General features: G+C 72.7%; 16 protein-coding genes. 14 read left to right on the top strand and 2 right to left on the bottom strand.

Features of this window, described 5'->3' with window-relative positions; genetic code table 11:
- The first annotated feature begins 35 nt into the window (after positions 1–35).
- The 10 genes from A4R25_RS28090 (at position 36) to A4R25_RS28045 (ending at position 7,945) form a co-directional block, all read left to right on the top strand.
- Complete coding sequence (locus A4R25_RS28090) at positions 36–833, top strand: 2-keto-4-pentenoate hydratase (protein WP_064448648.1); 798 nt, start codon at positions 36–38, stop codon at positions 831–833.
- Positions 830–1,765 (top strand): acetaldehyde dehydrogenase (acetylating), encoded by a 936-nt coding sequence (locus tag A4R25_RS28085; RefSeq protein WP_043328915.1) that lies wholly within the window; start codon positions 830–832, stop codon positions 1,763–1,765. The genes A4R25_RS28090 and A4R25_RS28085 overlap by 4 nt, the downstream gene beginning before the upstream one ends.
- Positions 1,762–2,877: a 4-hydroxy-2-oxovalerate aldolase gene (gene dmpG / locus A4R25_RS28080; protein ID WP_064448647.1), complete on the top strand. Its 1,116-nt coding sequence runs from the start codon at positions 1,762–1,764 to the stop codon at positions 2,875–2,877. Before A4R25_RS28085 ends, dmpG begins: the two co-directional genes overlap by 4 nt.
- Complete coding sequence (locus tag A4R25_RS28075) at positions 2,874–3,647, top strand: 2-keto-4-pentenoate hydratase (RefSeq protein WP_064448646.1); 774 nt, start codon at positions 2,874–2,876, stop codon at positions 3,645–3,647. The genes dmpG and A4R25_RS28075 overlap by 4 nt, the downstream gene beginning before the upstream one ends.
- On the top strand, positions 3,644–4,069 hold the full coding sequence (locus A4R25_RS28070; protein WP_064448645.1) for a RidA family protein: 426 nt from the start codon (positions 3,644–3,646) through the stop codon (positions 4,067–4,069). Before A4R25_RS28075 ends, A4R25_RS28070 begins: the two co-directional genes overlap by 4 nt.
- Entirely contained in the window at positions 4,062–4,586 is a 525-nt protein-coding gene (locus A4R25_RS28065; RefSeq protein WP_030502185.1) for a 3-hydroxyanthranilate 3,4-dioxygenase, read from the top strand. The genes A4R25_RS28070 and A4R25_RS28065 overlap by 8 nt, the downstream gene beginning before the upstream one ends.
- A 5-nt stretch (positions 4,587–4,591) precedes the next feature.
- Positions 4,592–5,593 carry an amidohydrolase family protein gene (locus A4R25_RS28060; RefSeq protein ID WP_197494985.1) on the top strand — a complete coding sequence of 334 codons (1,002 nt, stop codon included), beginning with the start codon at positions 4,592–4,594 and terminating at the stop codon, positions 5,591–5,593.
- Positions 5,594–5,710: 117 nt separating this feature from the next.
- On the top strand, positions 5,711–7,183 hold the full coding sequence (locus tag A4R25_RS28055) for an amidase (protein WP_043330996.1): 1,473 nt from the start codon (positions 5,711–5,713) through the stop codon (positions 7,181–7,183).
- Positions 7,184–7,257: 74 nt separating this feature from the next.
- Positions 7,258–7,545: a hypothetical protein gene (locus A4R25_RS28050; protein ID WP_043328923.1), complete on the top strand. Its 288-nt coding sequence runs from the start codon at positions 7,258–7,260 to the stop codon at positions 7,543–7,545.
- A complete protein-coding gene (locus A4R25_RS28045) occupies positions 7,532–7,945 on the top strand; it encodes a DUF5130 family protein (protein ID WP_030502180.1) in 414 nt (137 codons plus the stop codon). The genes A4R25_RS28050 and A4R25_RS28045 overlap by 14 nt, the downstream gene beginning before the upstream one ends.
- A gap of 61 nt (positions 7,946–8,006) precedes the next feature.
- On the opposite strand, the gene A4R25_RS28040 is transcribed toward A4R25_RS28045, so the two are convergent.
- Complete coding sequence (locus A4R25_RS28040) at positions 8,007–8,570, bottom strand: Uma2 family endonuclease (RefSeq protein ID WP_064448676.1); 564 nt, start codon at positions 8,568–8,570, stop codon at positions 8,007–8,009.
- A gap of 87 nt (positions 8,571–8,657) precedes the next feature.
- A complete protein-coding gene (pepN, locus tag A4R25_RS28035; RefSeq protein ID WP_064448643.1) occupies positions 8,658–11,204 on the bottom strand; it encodes an aminopeptidase N in 2,547 nt (848 codons plus the stop codon).
- 229 nt (positions 11,205–11,433) lie between these two features.
- Between pepN and A4R25_RS28030 the strand changes: the two genes are divergently transcribed.
- From A4R25_RS28030 to A4R25_RS28015, 4 genes are all read left to right on the top strand, one after another.
- A complete protein-coding gene (locus tag A4R25_RS28030) occupies positions 11,434–12,057 on the top strand; it encodes a DSBA oxidoreductase (protein WP_043328926.1) in 624 nt (207 codons plus the stop codon).
- 199 nt (positions 12,058–12,256) lie between these two features.
- Positions 12,257–12,568, top strand: a complete 312-nt coding sequence (locus A4R25_RS28025; RefSeq protein ID WP_231915657.1) for a hypothetical protein — start codon at positions 12,257–12,259, stop codon at positions 12,566–12,568.
- A 132-nt stretch (positions 12,569–12,700) separates the two neighbouring features.
- Positions 12,701–13,900 (top strand): DUF1015 family protein, encoded by a 1,200-nt coding sequence (locus tag A4R25_RS28020; RefSeq protein WP_064448641.1) that lies wholly within the window; start codon positions 12,701–12,703, stop codon positions 13,898–13,900.
- Between the two features lie 71 nt (positions 13,901–13,971).
- Positions 13,972–14,442, top strand: coding sequence for a ribose-5-phosphate isomerase (locus tag A4R25_RS28015; protein WP_043328932.1), 471 nt, complete (start codon positions 13,972–13,974; stop codon positions 14,440–14,442).
- Positions 14,443–14,449 lie beyond the last annotated feature (7 nt).

The following is a 14,449-nucleotide window of genomic DNA, read 5'->3' as shown; positions in this document are numbered from 1 at the left end:
GCCGGAATCCCCAGCGACGTAAGCGAGGAACCGCCATGACCGTGGACATCGAGGCCGCCAACCGGGAACTCGCGGTGGCCCGGCAGGAGGGCCAACCCTGCCCGCCGCTGCGCGGCCGGCTGCTGCCCGAGGGCGACGTCGAGGCCGCGTACCAGGTGCAGCAGGTCTACACCCGGCAACGGCTGGGCAAGGGGCACCGCCGCGTCGGCGCGAAGATCGGCCTGACGTCGCGGACCGTGCAGGAGAGCTTCGGCGTCTTCCAGCCCGACTTCGGGGTGCTCTTCGACGACATGGCCGTCGGCGACGGCGTCGAGGTGCCGATCGACCGGCTGCTCCAGCCGCGGGTGGAGGCGGAGATCGCCTTCGTGCTCGGCGCGGACCTGCCGGACGAGCGGGTCACCACTGTCGACCTGATCCGGGCGGTGGACCACGTGCTGCCGGCCATCGAGATCGTCGACTCGCGGGTCGCCGACTGGGACATCTCCATCGTGGACACGGTGGCGGACAACGCCTCCAGCGGGCTGTTCGTGCTCGGCACCGCGCCCCGGCGGCTCGCCGACGTGGACCTGCGGCTGTGCGGCATGGTGCTGGAGCACGCCGGTGAGCCGGTCTCGGTCGGCGCGGGCGCGGCCTGCCTCGGCAATCCGCTGCACGCGCTGCAGTGGCTGGCCGCGACCATGGCCCGGGCGGGCGACCCGCTCAAGGCCGGTGACGTGGTGCTCTCCGGCGCGCTCGGCCCGATGGTGCCGGTCACGCCCGGCGCCGCGTACGAGGCGCGCATCTCCGGGCTCGGTTCGGTGCGTACCTGTTTCTCGACGGAGGGAACGTCATGACTGTCGGAGTGGCGGTGCTCGGGTCGGGCAACATCGGCACCGACCTGATGATCAAGGTGCTGCGGCTCAGTGAGAGCCTGCGCATGGTGGCGATGGCCGGCATCGACCCCGCCTCGGACGGTCTGGCCCGGGCCCGCCGGCTCGGCGTGACCACCACCGCCGAGGGCGTCGACGGCCTGGTCGCGCTGCCCGAGTTCGCCGACGTCCAGCTCGTCTTCGACGCCACCTCGGCCGGCGCGCACAAGCGGCACGACGAGGTGCTGCGGGCACACGGGCGCACGGTCGTCGACCTGACCCCGGCCGCGATCGGCCCGTACGTGGTGCCGCCGGTGAACCTCGACGAGCACCTGGCCGAGCCCAACGTCAACATGGTGACCTGCGGCGGGCAGGCGACGGTGCCGATCGTGCACGCGGTCGGCCGGGTCACCCCCGTCGCGTACGGCGAGATCGTCGCCTCGATCGCCTCGAAGTCGGCCGGTCCGGGCACCCGGGCCAACATCGACGAGTTCACCGAGACCACCGCCCGGGCGATCGAGGTGGTCGGCGGCGCCGAGCGCGGCAAGGCCATCATCGTGCTGAACCCGGCCGACCCGCCGCTGCTGATGCGCGACACGGTCTACTGCCTGTGCCCGGACGCCGACGCCGACCGGGTGAAGATCGCCGCCTCGGTGGCCGACATGGTGGCCGCCGTGCAGGAGTACGTGCCCGGCTACCGGCTCAAGCAGGACGTGCAGTTCGACGCCGTCGACACGTACGCGCCGGTGCTCGGCCGGCACTTCACCGGCCTGCAGGTGTCGGTGTTCCTGGAGGTCTCCGGCGCCGGGCACTACCTGCCCGCGTACGCCGGGAACCTCGACATCATGACGTCGGCCGCGCTGCGCACCGCGGAGCGGCTGGTGGCGCTGCGTTCCCCGGAGGGGGCACCCCGATGACCGACCTGTACATCCAGGACGTGACGCTGCGCGACGGCATGCACGCCATCGGGCACCGCTACACGGTCGGCCAGGTGCGTACCATCGCCGCCGCACTCGACGCGGCCGGTGTGGCCGCTGTCGAGGTGGCGCACGGCGACGGCCTGGCCGGTTCCAGCGTCAACTACGGGCACGGCGCCGCCGCCGACGCGGACTGGATCGCCGCCGCCGCCGAGGTGCTGACCACCGCGCGGCTGACCACGCTGCTGCTGCCGGGCATCGGCACCATCGCCGACCTGAAGGCGGCGAAGGCGCTCGGCGTGACAAGCGTCCGGATCGCCACGCACTGCACCGAGGCGGACATCTCCGCCCAGCACATCGCCTGGGCCCGCGAGAACGACATGGACGTCTCCGGGTTCCTGATGATGTCGCACCTCAACGACCCGGCCGGGCTGGCCGCGCAGGCCAAGCTGATGGAGTCGTACGGCGCGCACTGCGTCTACGTCACCGACTCCGGCGGGCGGCTGCTGATGTCGGACGTGGCGCAGCGCGTCGACGCGTACCGGCAGGTGCTGGAGCCGGAGACGCAGATCGGCATCCACGCGCACCACAACCTGTCCCTGGGTGTGGCGAACAGCGTGCTGGCGGTCGAGCACGGCCGGATCCTCGGCGACGGCCCGCTGGGTTCGCCGTCCGGGCGGACCGTCCGGGTGGACGCGTCGCTGGCCGGCATGGGCGCGGGCGCGGGCAACGCGCCGCTGGAGGTCTTCGTCGCGGTCGCCGAGCTGCACGGCTGGAAGCACGGCTGCGACGTGTTCGCGCTGATGGACGCCGCCGACGACCTCGTCCGCCCGTTGCAGGACCGGCCGGTCCAGGTGGACCGGGAGACGCTCTCCCTGGGGTACGCGGGCGTCTACTCCAGCTTCCTGCGGCACGCCGAGCGTGCCTCGGCCAAGTACGGCGTGGACGTCCGCTCGATCCTGGTCGAGCTGGGCCGCCGCCGGATGGTCGGCGGCCAGGAGGACATGATCGTGGACGTGGCACTGGACCTGGCCGGTAAGGAGGCCGTGAGCGCGAGGAGTGAGCCGGGTTTGCGAGCCCCGCAGTCGCGAACGAAAGGTGGCACAGCATGATCGGGCCGGACATCGCCGGCATCGCGGAGAAGCTGGGCGCGGCGGCCGACACCGCCACCGCGATCCCGCAGCTCGCCGCCGAGACCGGCCTCGACGTCGACGCCGCGTACTCGGTGCAGACCGCGCTGGTGAAGCGCCGCCTCGACCGGGGCGAGCGGCTGGTCGGCCTGAAGATGGGCCTGACCAGCAAGGCGAAGATGGCGCAGGTCGGCGTGGACGAGGTGATCTGGGGCCGGCTGACCGACGTGATGCGGGTGCCCGACGGCGGCGCCGTCGACGTCGGTGACTTCATCCACCCGCGCGTCGAGCCGGAGGTGGCGTTCCTGCTGGACCGGCTGCCCGACCCGGGCGAACCGGTCGGCTCGTTCACCCGGGCGGTACGCGCTGTCGCCCCGGCGATCGAGCTGATCGACTCCCGGTACGCGAACTTCACCTTCTCCCTGCCGGACGTGGTCGCCGACAACACCTCGGCCGCCGCGTTCGTGGTCGGCCCGTGGGCGCCGGTGCCGGACGGGCTGGACAACCTCGGCGTGCTGCTGGAGATCGACGGGCGGGTGGCGCAGGTCGGCTCGACCGCGGCCATCCTCGGCGACCCGCGCCGCGCGCTGGACGAGGGCCTGCGGCTGGCCGGCCGGCACGGCGTCCGGCTGCGCAAGGGCTGGGTGTTCCTGGCCGGCGCGGCCACCGCCGCGGTGCCGCTGCGCCCCGGGGCGCACGTCCGCGCCACAGTGGAGAAGCTCGGTTCCGCCTCCCTGAAGGCTCTCCCATGACCGCCCGCGTGGTCGCCGGGAAGGCCGTGCCGCGGGGCGCGTTCCCGCACGTCAAGGTGGCCGGCGGATTCGTCTACGTGTCCGGTACGTCGTCGCGCCGGCCGGACAACACGTTCGCCGGGGTGTCGGTGGACGATCTCGGCACCACCGACCTGGACATCCGGGAGCAGACCCGGGCCGTGATCGAGAACATCCGGGACCTGCTGCGCTCGGTCGACGCCGACCTCGGCGACCTGGTGCAGGTCACCAGCTACCTGGTCAACATGAACGACTTCGGTGGCTACAACCAGGTGTGGGCCGAGTTCTTCGACGCCACCGGCCCGACCCGGACCACTGTGGCCGTGCACCAGCTTCCGCACCCGCATCTGCTGATCGAGATGCAGGCCGTCGCCCTTCTTCCGTCGGGAGGTTCCCATGAGTGAGATCGCCGAGCCGTTCAGCTTCTCCGGCTGGATCGGCGACAACCAGCACCTGCTCAAGCCCCCGGTGGGCAACAAGGAGATGCTGCCCGGCAGCGACGACTTCATCGTCATGGTGGTGGGCGGCCCGAACCAGCGCACGGACTTCCACGTCGACCCGTACGAGGAGTTCTTCTACCAGGTCAAGGGCAACATGCACGTCAACCTGATGCTGCCCGAGGGGCCGCGTACGGTGCACGTGCGCGAGGGCCAGATGTGGATGCTGCCGCGCAACACCCCGCACTCGCCGCAGCGTCCCGAGGCCGGCTCGATCGGCATGGTGATCGAGCGGGTCCGCGAGGAGGGCACGCTGGAGAAGTTCCAGTGGTACTGCGCCGAGTGCCACCACAAGGTGCACGAGGTGGAGTTGCAGGTCCGCGACATCGCCGCCGACCTGCCCCCGGTCTTCGCCGCGTTCTACGCCGACGAGAAGGCCCGCACCTGCGACAACTGCGGCGCGCTGCACCCGGGCAAGGGCTGACGCCGGTGTCGATGCCGGTCGTGGACGTGCACACGCACGTCGTACCGAAGGGGTGGCCGGACCTCGCCGCGGCGTGCGGCGGGGCCGGCTGGCCCTGGCTGCGGGTGGACTCCGAGCGCGCCGCCATGATCATGGTGGGGGAGACGGAGTTCCGCCCGATCGGCGCGCAGTGCTGGGACGCGCCGACCCGGCTCGCCGACATGGCCGCCGACGGCGTGGACGTGCAGGTCGTCTCGCCCACCCCGGTCTTCTTCAGCTACGACCGCCCGGCCGACCAGGCGGTCAAGGTGGCCCGGATCTTCAACGACCTCACGCTGGAGGTCACCGCGGCCGGCGGCGACCGGCTGGTGCCGTTCTGCCAGGTGCCGTTGCAGGACGCGGACGCGGCCTGCGCCGAGCTGGACCGCTGCCTGGCGGCCGGGCACGCCGGGGTGGAGATCGGCAACCACGTCGGCGACCGGGACCTGGACGACGCGGGCATCGTGCAGTTCCTCACCCACTGCGCCGAGGTCGGCGCGCCGGTCTTCGTGCACCCGTGGGACATGCCCGGCGGCCCCCGCCTGGACCGGTGGATGGCCCGGTGGCTGACCGGGATGCCGGCCGAGACGCACCTGTCGGTGCTGGCGCTGATCCTCGGCGGCGTGTTCGACCGGGTTCCGGAGACGCTGCGGATCTGCTTCGCGCACGGTGGCGGCAGCTTCCCGTTCTGGCTGGGCCGCGCCGACAACGCCTGGCACCGCCGCGGCGACCTGGTACGCGGCGCGTCGAGCGCGCCGCCCAGCTCGTACGTGGACCGGTTCCACGTCGACTCGGTGGTCTTCGAGCCGGCCGCGCTGCGGCTGCTCGTGGACACCATGGGCGCCGAGCGGGTGCTGCTCGGCAGCGACTACCCGTACCCGCTGGGGGAGCGGCCGGTGGGCCAGGTGGTGCACCGGGCGGACTTCCTCACCGACGATCAGCGGGCCGCGCTGCTCGGCGGCAACGCGCTGCGGTTCCTCGGCCGCTGAGACCGGCCCGGGTGCGTCCGTCGTCGCCCTAGAGTCGACGGACGCACCCGGCGCTGCGCAGGACCCGCCGGACGTGTCGCCCGGCCTCCCGGCCGCCGGACCGGCAGGATGGACGGCATGGCCGAGCCGCACGACCTGACCGCGCTGGAACAGGCCGCCGCGATCCGCCGGGGCGAGCTGTCCAGCCTGGAACTTGTCGAGCACCACCTGCGCCGGGTCGAGGCGCTCGGCGACACCGTCGGCGCGTTCGTCACCGTCACCGCCGAACACGCGCGGGCGGCGGCCCGGGCGGCCGACGCGGTCCCGGCGGCGGACCGGCATCCCCTGCACGGCGTGCCGACCGCGATCAAGGACCTGACACTCACCGCCGGGGTACGCACCACCTTCGGCTCGGCCGCCTTCGCCGACTTCGTCCCGCCGGTCGACGCCGACGTGGTCCGCCTCATGACCGACGCCGGCCTGGTCAGCGTCGGCAAGACCACCACCTCCGAGCTGGGCTGCTCGCTGTACTCCGAGGGGCTGGTGGCGCCGCCGGCCCGCAACCCGTGGGACCTCGCGGGCACAGCGGGCGGGTCCAGCGGCGGGGCGGCCGCAGCGGTAGCCGCCGGACTGGTGCCGGTGGCCCAGGGCTCCGACGGCGGCGGCTCGCTGCGCATCCCGGCCGCGCTCTGCGGTCTGATCGGCTACAAACCCAGCCGGGGCATGGTCTCCGGCGGGCCACTCGGCTTCGGTGGCTTCGGGCTGCCGGTGAACGGGCCGATCGGCCGCACCGTCGCCGACGTGGCCGCGCTGCTCGACGTGCTGGCGCGACCCGTGCCCGGCGAGCCGTACCTGCCGCCGGCCGCGCCCGCCGGCGGCTACCTCGGCGTCGCCCGCTCCGCCCGCGCCACCGGCCCCGGCCGGCTGCGCGTCGGCCGCTTCACCACGCCGATGCTCGCCGACGAGCCGGTCCACCCCGACTGCGTCGACGCCGTCGACCGGGCCGCCGCGCTGCTCACTGACGCCGGGCACGAGGTGGTCGACGTCCCCGCGCCGCTCGGCCCCGAGGCGTGGCCGCTGTTCGAGACCCTCTGGTACGCGCTGGCGGTCACACCGGTCCCGCCCGACCGGGAAGGCGAGCTGCTGCCGCTGACCCGGTACCTGCGGGAGCGCGGCGCGGCCCTCGGCGTCCCCACGCTGATGGCCGCGCTCGGCGAGCTGCAGGCGCAGGTACGCCTCGGCGTACGCCGTACCGCCGGTTGTGACCTGCTGCTCTGCCCGACGCTCGCGGCCCCGCGGATGCCGGTCGGCGCGCTCGCCGCCCTCGAACCGGCAGAGGATTTCGACAGGCAGCGGCGCTTCTCGCCGTACTGCGCGGTCTTCAACGTCACCGGCGATCCGTCCGTTTCCCTGCCGGTCGGACGCACCCCCGACGGCCTGCCGGTCGGGGTGCTGCTCACCGGCCGGTACGGCGACGACGCGACATTGGTCGCCACTGCCGCGCAGCTTGAGCACTCGAGTGGCGGATGGGATCAGCACCCCGCAATCTGGCTGGCCACCGACTCCGCTAACGTGAACATCACAAGTGAGGTGCGGCGCGGCCGGTCCTGACCGGTCACCCGACCCGAATCATTCCTGGTCTCTCTTTCCGCCTGGGGGCGTTGGGATTGTCTGTTACCGAGACGTTGGTGGTCTTCGTCGGCATCCCGGCCGCCGCGGTGCTGCTGATCGCCGGCCTGGCGGCCGTCGGGGGCAGCCGTGGCAACGGTGGCGGCGCCAAGCGCTACCGGCCGGGCCGGCCCTTCGACTTCACTCCGGTCTGGTTCCTGAGCCGTCCGGAGCAGCTGGCCGACTCGGCCGGCACGGCGCTGTCCGCCGGAGCGCAGGCGCCGGCGTTGACCAGCCGCAAGCAGGAGCAGGCCGGCCGGGAGGCGCCGGCCGGTGGAACCGGAGGCGCAAGTGACCGTTGGTGAAGCGCGGCCCACGACGGGGACGGACACTCCGCCCGACGTGCTGGACGGACCGTTCTCGACCCGTCAGCTGCTCCGCATCGACGAGGCGCTGCGCCTCGCCGACCAGGGCACCGGCCTGGTCTTCTCGGTCTACGTCGGCGGGCTGGACGAGCCGATCCGGGAGCACGCCGAGCGGCTGCACCGCCAGCTCGCCGAGCCCGACCGCTCGGTGCTGATCGCGGTGTCGCCCAACCAGCGGCAGCTGGAGGTCGTCACCGGCCGGTACGCGCGCAAGCGCATCCCGGACACGTACGCGAAGCTGGCCGCGCTCTCCATGGTGGCCGCCTTCGGTGGCGGCGACCTGGCCGGCGGCATCATCCAGGGCCTCGACCAGCTCGCCAGCCACGCCGGCAAGGGCTGACCCGCCCCGCACACGACGAAGCCCGGCCCGCGCACCGCGCGGGCCGGGCTTTCTCGTCGTCTCAGCGGGGCCAGGCAGAAGGATCCAGGCGCATGGGCCACGGCTCGTCGAGCTGGGCGGCGTCATCCGGCCCGACCGTACCCATCAGGTTGTAGTGGACACCCTTGACCAGTTGGTAGCGGTAGATCACCGGGCCGAAGTCGCCTCGCTCCACCCGCCAGTAGTGCGGGATGCCGGCCTCGGCATAGAGCGGAGGCTTGATCAGCCGGTCATACCGGCGGCTGCTGGGTGACTCGATCTCGACGACGAGCGCGACATCCGAGGGGTGCGTCCACAAGCCGTCCGGGGGAGCGCTCGGCTTCAGCACGGAGATGTCCGGAATGAGATTGGCGACAGGTGCCCGGAGTCCGGCCTCCCGAATGACCCACCAACCGGTCGGCGCAGTGGCCTGGAGCGCCGATCGGATCTCGTCGGCCAGAAGTTGGTGCCCGTACCCGGGGGGTGGGGTCACGTGCAGGCTCCCGTCGATGATCTCGTAGCGGCTTCCGTCCTCGGGGAGGTCGGACAGGTCCTGCTCCTGCCACGGCCGCTCCGGCGGGCGCCACTCGTGGGTCGGTTGTGCCATCACGTCCACCTCCTCCGCACACGATAACGGCCGGGGGTCGGCGCGGGCTCCCACCCACGCCGGCCCCCGGCCGCCGCGCCCCTGCTTTCAGGCGCTGCGGGCGTCCCGCTCGCGGGCCCTCAGCGCGCGGACCACGCCGTCGCGACCCTCCGCCACCAGCCGCCGCAGCGACGCCGGCCGCCCGTCCTGGGCCAGCCACGCGTCGGTGGCCGCGACCGTGTCCTCCTCGACCAGGTGCGCCGGGTAGGCGAGCTGGACGAACTCCTGCGCCGGCTCGCTGTCACGCTGCGCCCACACCTGGTCCACCGTGGCGAAGTACCGCTCCCGGTACGGCGCGGTCAGCTCGACCTGCGCCGCGTGGGTGAAGCCCTGCAGCAGCGCCCGGTTGCGCCAGTTGGGCAGCGCGTCCGGGCCGGTGAGCAGCGCCCACACCGCCGCCTTGTTCTCCTCGGTCGGCACCAGCGCGTACGCGTACGCGGCCTCCCGCTCGCCGCTGGCGGTACGGTCGGCGGCCAGTTCCGCGTCCACGTCGGCGGCACCGGCCGCGCCGTTGGCCACGAGCGACTGCAGCACGGTCCAGCGCAGCTCGGTGTCGACGGTCAGCCCCTCCGGCACCCCGTTGCCGTCCAGCCAGCCGCGCAGCGTCGCCAAGTCCTCGCCGGAACGGGCCGACGAGGCGTACGCGCGGGCCCAGGCGAGCTGGAAACCGCTGCCCGGCTCGGCGGCGGCCAGCGCGGTCCGGGCGGTACGGGCCAGGTCCGCCCAGCCGGTCGGCGCCCATTCCGGGTCGGCGTAGAAGGTGAGCGCGGTGTTCGCCTGCCGCAGCGTGGCCGTGACCAGGTTGATGTCCGTCTCGGCGGTCAGCCCGGCCAGCACCAGCGCCACGTAGTCGCGGGCCGACAGCTCGGCATCACGGGTCATGTCCCAGGCGGCCGTCCAGCACAGCGCCCGGGCCAGCGACGAGTCGAAGCCGGCGATGTGCTGCACCACGGTGGCCATCGACCGCTCGTCCAGCCGCAGCTTGGCGTACGTGAGGTCCTCGTCGTTGAGCAGCAGCACGTCCGCGGCGGGCTTGCCGTGCAGCTCGGACAGCTCGGTCAGCTCGCCGGTCACGTCCGTCTCGATCAGCTCCCGGCGCACCAGCCGGCCGTCGGTCAGGTCGTACAGGCCCACGCCGATGCGGTGCGTACGCAGCGTCGGGTAGCCCGACGGCGCCTCCTGCCGGACCACCACCCGCTCGTACGTGCCGTCGGCGCCGATGGTCACCTCCGGGCGCAACGTGTTGACCTGCGCGGTCTCCAGCCACTGGGCGGCGAACTTGCGCAGCTCCCGGCCCGAGGCCGTCTCCAGCTCGGACAGCAGGTCGTCGAAGGTGGCGTTGCCCCACGCGTACTTGCCGAAGTAGGCGCGCAGGCCGGCCAGGAACGGCTCCTCGCCCACGTACGCGACGAGCTGCTTGAGCACGCTCGCGCCCTTGGCGTACGTGATGCCGTCGAAGTTGACCTCGACCGCCTCCAGGTCCGGCATCTCGCAGTAGACCGGGTGGGTGGAGGAGAGTTGGTCCTGCCGGTAACCCCAGTTCTTGCGGATCGACAGGAACGTGGTCCAGGCGTCGGTGAAGCGGGTGGCGTGCGTGTTGCACCAGTGGCTGGCCCACTCGGCGAACGACTCGTTCAGCCACAGGTCGTTCCACCAGCGCATGGTGACCAGGTCGCCGAACCACATGTGCGCCAGCTCGTGCAGGATCGTGTTGGCGCGCTGCTCGTACTCGAAGTCGGTGACCTGCGAGCGGAAGATGTAGTGCGACTCGGCGTGCGTGACGCAGCCGAAGTTCTCCATCGCGCCGGCGTTGAAGTCCGGCACCCAGAGCTGGTCGTACTTGGGCAGCGGGTAACGCACGCCGAACTTCTCCTGGAAGAAGTCGAAGCCCTGCGTGGTGATCAGGTGCAGGTCGTCGGCGTCCATGTGCGGGGCCATGCTGGCCCGGCAGAAGTAGCCCATGTCGATGCCGTCGTGGCTGCGGCGCACCTCGTGGTACGGCCCGGCGCAGAGCGCGGTGATGTAGGTGCTCATCCGCTCCGAGAGCGCGAAGTGCACGGTCTTCAGCCCCTCACCGGCCGCCTCCTCGCGGGCCACCGGCATGTTCGACACGACCCGCCAGTGGTCCGGCACCGTGGCGTGCCAGGTGTAGACGCTCTTCAGGTCGGGCTGGTCGAAGCAGGCGTAGACCTTCTGCGCGTCGGCGGTCTCGAACTGGCTGTACAGGTAGGTCTCGCCGTCCACCGGGTCGACGGTGCGGTGCAGGCCCTGCCCGCTGTTCGAGTAGCCGAAGTCGGCGTCGACCACGAGCACGTTCTCGGCGGCCAGGCCGGTCAGCGTGAGGCCCTTCTCGGCGGACCAGCCGGACAGGTCGACCGGCTCGCCGTTGAGCGTGGCGGAACGCACCGACTCGGCGGCCGCCTCGATGAAGGTGGTGGCCCCCGGCTCGGCGCAGCGGAACCGGACCTCGGTCACCGAGCGGAACGTGCGACCGGTGGGCTGCACCGCGGTCGACAGGTCAAGGCTGATGTCGTACCCGGTCACCTCGAGCAGGCGGGCCCGCTCGGTCGCCTCGACCTGGGTCAGGTTGCGCACTCCCGGCACTGTTCGTCTCCATCCCACTCGTCTCGCCGCGCCCCGCGGCACCGGTCTTTCCCGGCCCGCTCGTGACGGCCCGCTGAGAACCGAGTCTTCCATGCACGGACCGCTCCCGGTGGTCGAGGTCACGCTCTCATTCCGGTACCGGTCGATACGGCCGTGGGTGGAGGATCGGGAGTGACCGCGCCGGATCCCCGGCGCGACGTTGTCGTGAAGGGATGACACCGTGACCGAACGTGTCACCGCGGACATGTGGTTCGACCCGCTGTGCCCGTGGGCCTGGATCACCTCCCGCTGGCTGCTCGAGGTCGAGCAGGTCCGGGACGTGGACATCCGGTTCCATGTGATGAGCCTGTCCGTGCTCAACGAGGGCCGGGACCTGCCGGAGGAGTACCAGGACCTGATGGTCAAGGGCTGGGGTCCGGTGCGGGTGTGCATCGCCGTCGAGCAGGCGCACGGCGCCGAGACGCTGGCGAAGCTCTACACCGCGATGGGCACCCGGATCCACCTCGGCAAGGAGGAACTGGGCCGCGACATGCTGGTCGGCGCGCTCACCGACGTCGGTCTGGACCCGGCGCTCGCCGACGCCGCCGAGTCCACCCAGTACGACGACGCGCTGCGGGCCAGCCACGAGGCGGGCATGCGGCCGGTCGGCACCGAGGTGGGTACGCCCGTGATCCACGCGCCGGGCCCGGACGGCGGGCAGGTCGCCTTCTTCGGCCCGGTGATCACCCCGGCGCCCAAGGGCGAGGCGGCCGGCCGGCTCTGGGACGGCGTGCTGCTGGTCTCCGCCACCCCCGGGTTCTACGAGCTCAAGCGCACCCGCGAGCAGGGCCCCATCTTCGACTGAGGGGTAAGGAAGGGCCCCTTCTTAACGCCTCCGGCAGCGGAAGGGCCCCTTGTTAACACCCGCAGCGCGCCCCGAGCCCCGCACCCGCCCGTCACCGGGCCGGTGCGGGGCTCGTTTCACCGGATGTCCCAGCCGACGGCCCACGCGGGGCCGCACCACGGCAGCTCCTGGAGGCGTTCCCATGGCTAAGCACCGCCGCATGTCCGACGACGCGCCGCAGCCGGCGACCGAGGACTCCGGTGCGACGTACTGGTCGGTGACCGAGAGCGCCTGGCCGGCCGGCCCGGCCGAGGTGGCCGACCTGCTGGCCCCGCCGATCGTGGTCGGCGTGGCCCGGGTGGTGGCCACGTCGCGGATGACGCCGCCGGCCGAGACCGTCCGGCCCGGGCGGGCGCCGTCGCGTACCGGCGCCGCCGCGGGCGCGACGACGGTACGCCTCAACGCCGGCTCCCGCCCCGCCGCCCCGGCTCGCCGTCCGGTTCCGGGCCGGCACCGTAACCCCACCGCCTGAGCCGCCCTCCCGGTGTTAAGAAGGGGCCCTTCCTCTACCGGAGGCGTTAACAGGGGGCCCTTCCTTTCACCTGGTGGTAAGGGGGTGAGTCCGGCGGCGCGGGCGATCGGGGCCCGGGTAGCGTCAGCGGACATGACGGTCGTGCATCCGATCAACCGGGCCTGGATCACCACTGGCGGCACCGGCGCGCAGAACTACGACGAGTTCGCCGACGACGCGGAGATCACCTCCATCGTCGAGGCGAATCCGCACAGCGCCCTGGGCATCGAGATGCCCCACCGGGCGCCCGGCAGTCTCGGGAAGTCCTTCCTCGACGCGCTGCCGGACGCGGTGGCGCGCCTGGCCGAGGCGAAGGCGGACGGCAGCTACACGCCGGCCGAGCAGGTGGTGGTGCTCTACCGGATCAGCGCGCCGGGCGAGGAGAGCGCGTACGGGCTGTGGGCCATGGTCGACACCGACCAGATCTCCACCCGCGCCGACGAGCCGGGCCTGGTGATCCGCAACGAGGACGTGTTCATCGCCAAGGTGCGCGAGCGCGTCGCGCTGGCCGAGGCGCTCGGTCACCTGCTGTCGCCCGTACTGCTGCTCCAGACCGGCAAGGGCGACGAGCTGCACGCCGCGCTCGCGGCGGCGACCGACGCGGCCGGCGCGCCCGCGGCGACCGACGTCGACCAGTCCGGTCGCACGCACGCCATCTGGCTGCTCGGCCCGGGCCCGGCGCAGGACGAGCTGACCACGCTCGCAGGCGGCGGGGAGCTGGTGGTCGCGGACGGCAACCACCGCAGCCTGGCCGCGCAGACCGGCGGGTTCCCGCGTTTCCTCGCGGTGGTCACCACGCCCGCGTCGGTCGCGATCCAGCCCTACAACCGGCTGGTCAGCGAGCTGACCACCACGCCGGAGGAGCTGCTCGACCGGCTGCGCGCGGCGGGCGCGGAGATCACCCCGGTGGACGGGCCGGTCGACGTGCCGGCCACCGGCGGCGTCGTGCGCCTCTACCTCGGCGGCCGGGGGTACGCGGTGACGCTGCCGCACGTCGGCGCGGGCCGGCTGGAGAACCTCGACCACGCGCTCGTCGAGCGTCTGCTGCTGCGCGACGCGCTGGGCCTCGACCCGGGCGACAAGCGCATCACGTACGTGGGCGGCGACTATCCGGCGAGCTGGCTCGTCGGTGAGGTCGACGCCGGCCGGGCCGAGCTGGCGGTGCTCGTCGCGCCGGTGACCGTCGACGACTTCGTCGCGGTGAACCTGGCCCGGGAGAAGATGCCCCGCAAGAGCACCTGGTTCACCCCGAAGGCGCGGGCCGGTTTGGTCGTGGCCGAGCTGCCGCACTGACCGTGTGACGTACCGCCTCCGGGTCGCCGCCGGTTCGCCGGCCCGGGGGCGGGCCTGTCAGACTGCGCGGTATGCGCGTCTACCTGGGATCCGACCACGCCGGTTTCGAGTTGAAGGTGCACCTCGCCAACCACCTGGCCAAGCAGGGCTACGAGGTGGTGGACGTGGGTCCGCACGCCTTCGACCCGGACGACGACTACCCGGCGTTCTGCCTGCACACCGGCGACCGGGTGGTCGGTGACCCGGGCAGCCTCGGCGTGGTCATCGGCGGCTCCGGCAACGGCGAGCAGATCGCCGCGAACAAGGTCGCCGGCGTCCGGGCGGCGCTGGCCTGGAACGTGGAGACCGCCCAGCTGGCCCGCGAGCACAACGACGCCAACGTCGTCGCGATCGGCGCCCGGCAGCACACGCTGGACGAGGCGACCGCGCTGGTCGAGGCGTTCCTGACCACGCCGTTCTCCGGCAACCCCCGGCACAGCCGGCGCATCGAGCAGGTGGCCGCCTACGAGCAGAGCCGCAAGCTGCCCGAGCTGCCCGCCTGACCGGACG

Origin of the sequence: Micromonospora sp. NBRC 110037 (assembly GCF_001652995.1) — a bacterium.
Lineage (GTDB): Bacteria > Actinomycetota > Actinomycetes > Mycobacteriales > Micromonosporaceae > Micromonospora > Micromonospora chalcea.
The sequence above is the reverse complement of the archived record's forward strand: the minus strand, read 5'-3'. Positions and strand labels throughout refer to the sequence as shown.

Coding starts and splice junctions, on each gene's coding strand:
- A4R25_RS28090 (WP_064448648.1), top strand. CDS start 36: ATGACCGTGGACATCGAGGCCGCCAACCGGGAACTCGCGGTGGCCCGG.
- A4R25_RS28085 (WP_043328915.1), top strand. CDS start 830: ATGACTGTCGGAGTGGCGGTGCTCGGGTCGGGCAACATCGGCACCGAC.
- dmpG (WP_064448647.1), top strand. CDS start 1,762: ATGACCGACCTGTACATCCAGGACGTGACGCTGCGCGACGGCATGCAC.
- A4R25_RS28075 (WP_064448646.1), top strand. CDS start 2,874: ATGATCGGGCCGGACATCGCCGGCATCGCGGAGAAGCTGGGCGCGGCG.
- A4R25_RS28070 (WP_064448645.1), top strand. CDS start 3,644: ATGACCGCCCGCGTGGTCGCCGGGAAGGCCGTGCCGCGGGGCGCGTTC.
- A4R25_RS28065 (WP_030502185.1), top strand. CDS start 4,062: ATGAGTGAGATCGCCGAGCCGTTCAGCTTCTCCGGCTGGATCGGCGAC.
- A4R25_RS28055 (WP_043330996.1), top strand. CDS start 5,711: ATGGCCGAGCCGCACGACCTGACCGCGCTGGAACAGGCCGCCGCGATC.
- A4R25_RS28040 (WP_064448676.1), bottom strand. CDS start 8,570: ATGGCACAACCGACCCACGAGTGGCGCCCGCCGGAGCGGCCGTGGCAG.
- A4R25_RS28025 (WP_231915657.1), top strand. CDS start 12,257: ATGTCCGACGACGCGCCGCAGCCGGCGACCGAGGACTCCGGTGCGACG.
- A4R25_RS28020 (WP_064448641.1), top strand. CDS start 12,701: ATGACGGTCGTGCATCCGATCAACCGGGCCTGGATCACCACTGGCGGC.
- A4R25_RS28015 (WP_043328932.1), top strand. CDS start 13,972: ATGCGCGTCTACCTGGGATCCGACCACGCCGGTTTCGAGTTGAAGGTG.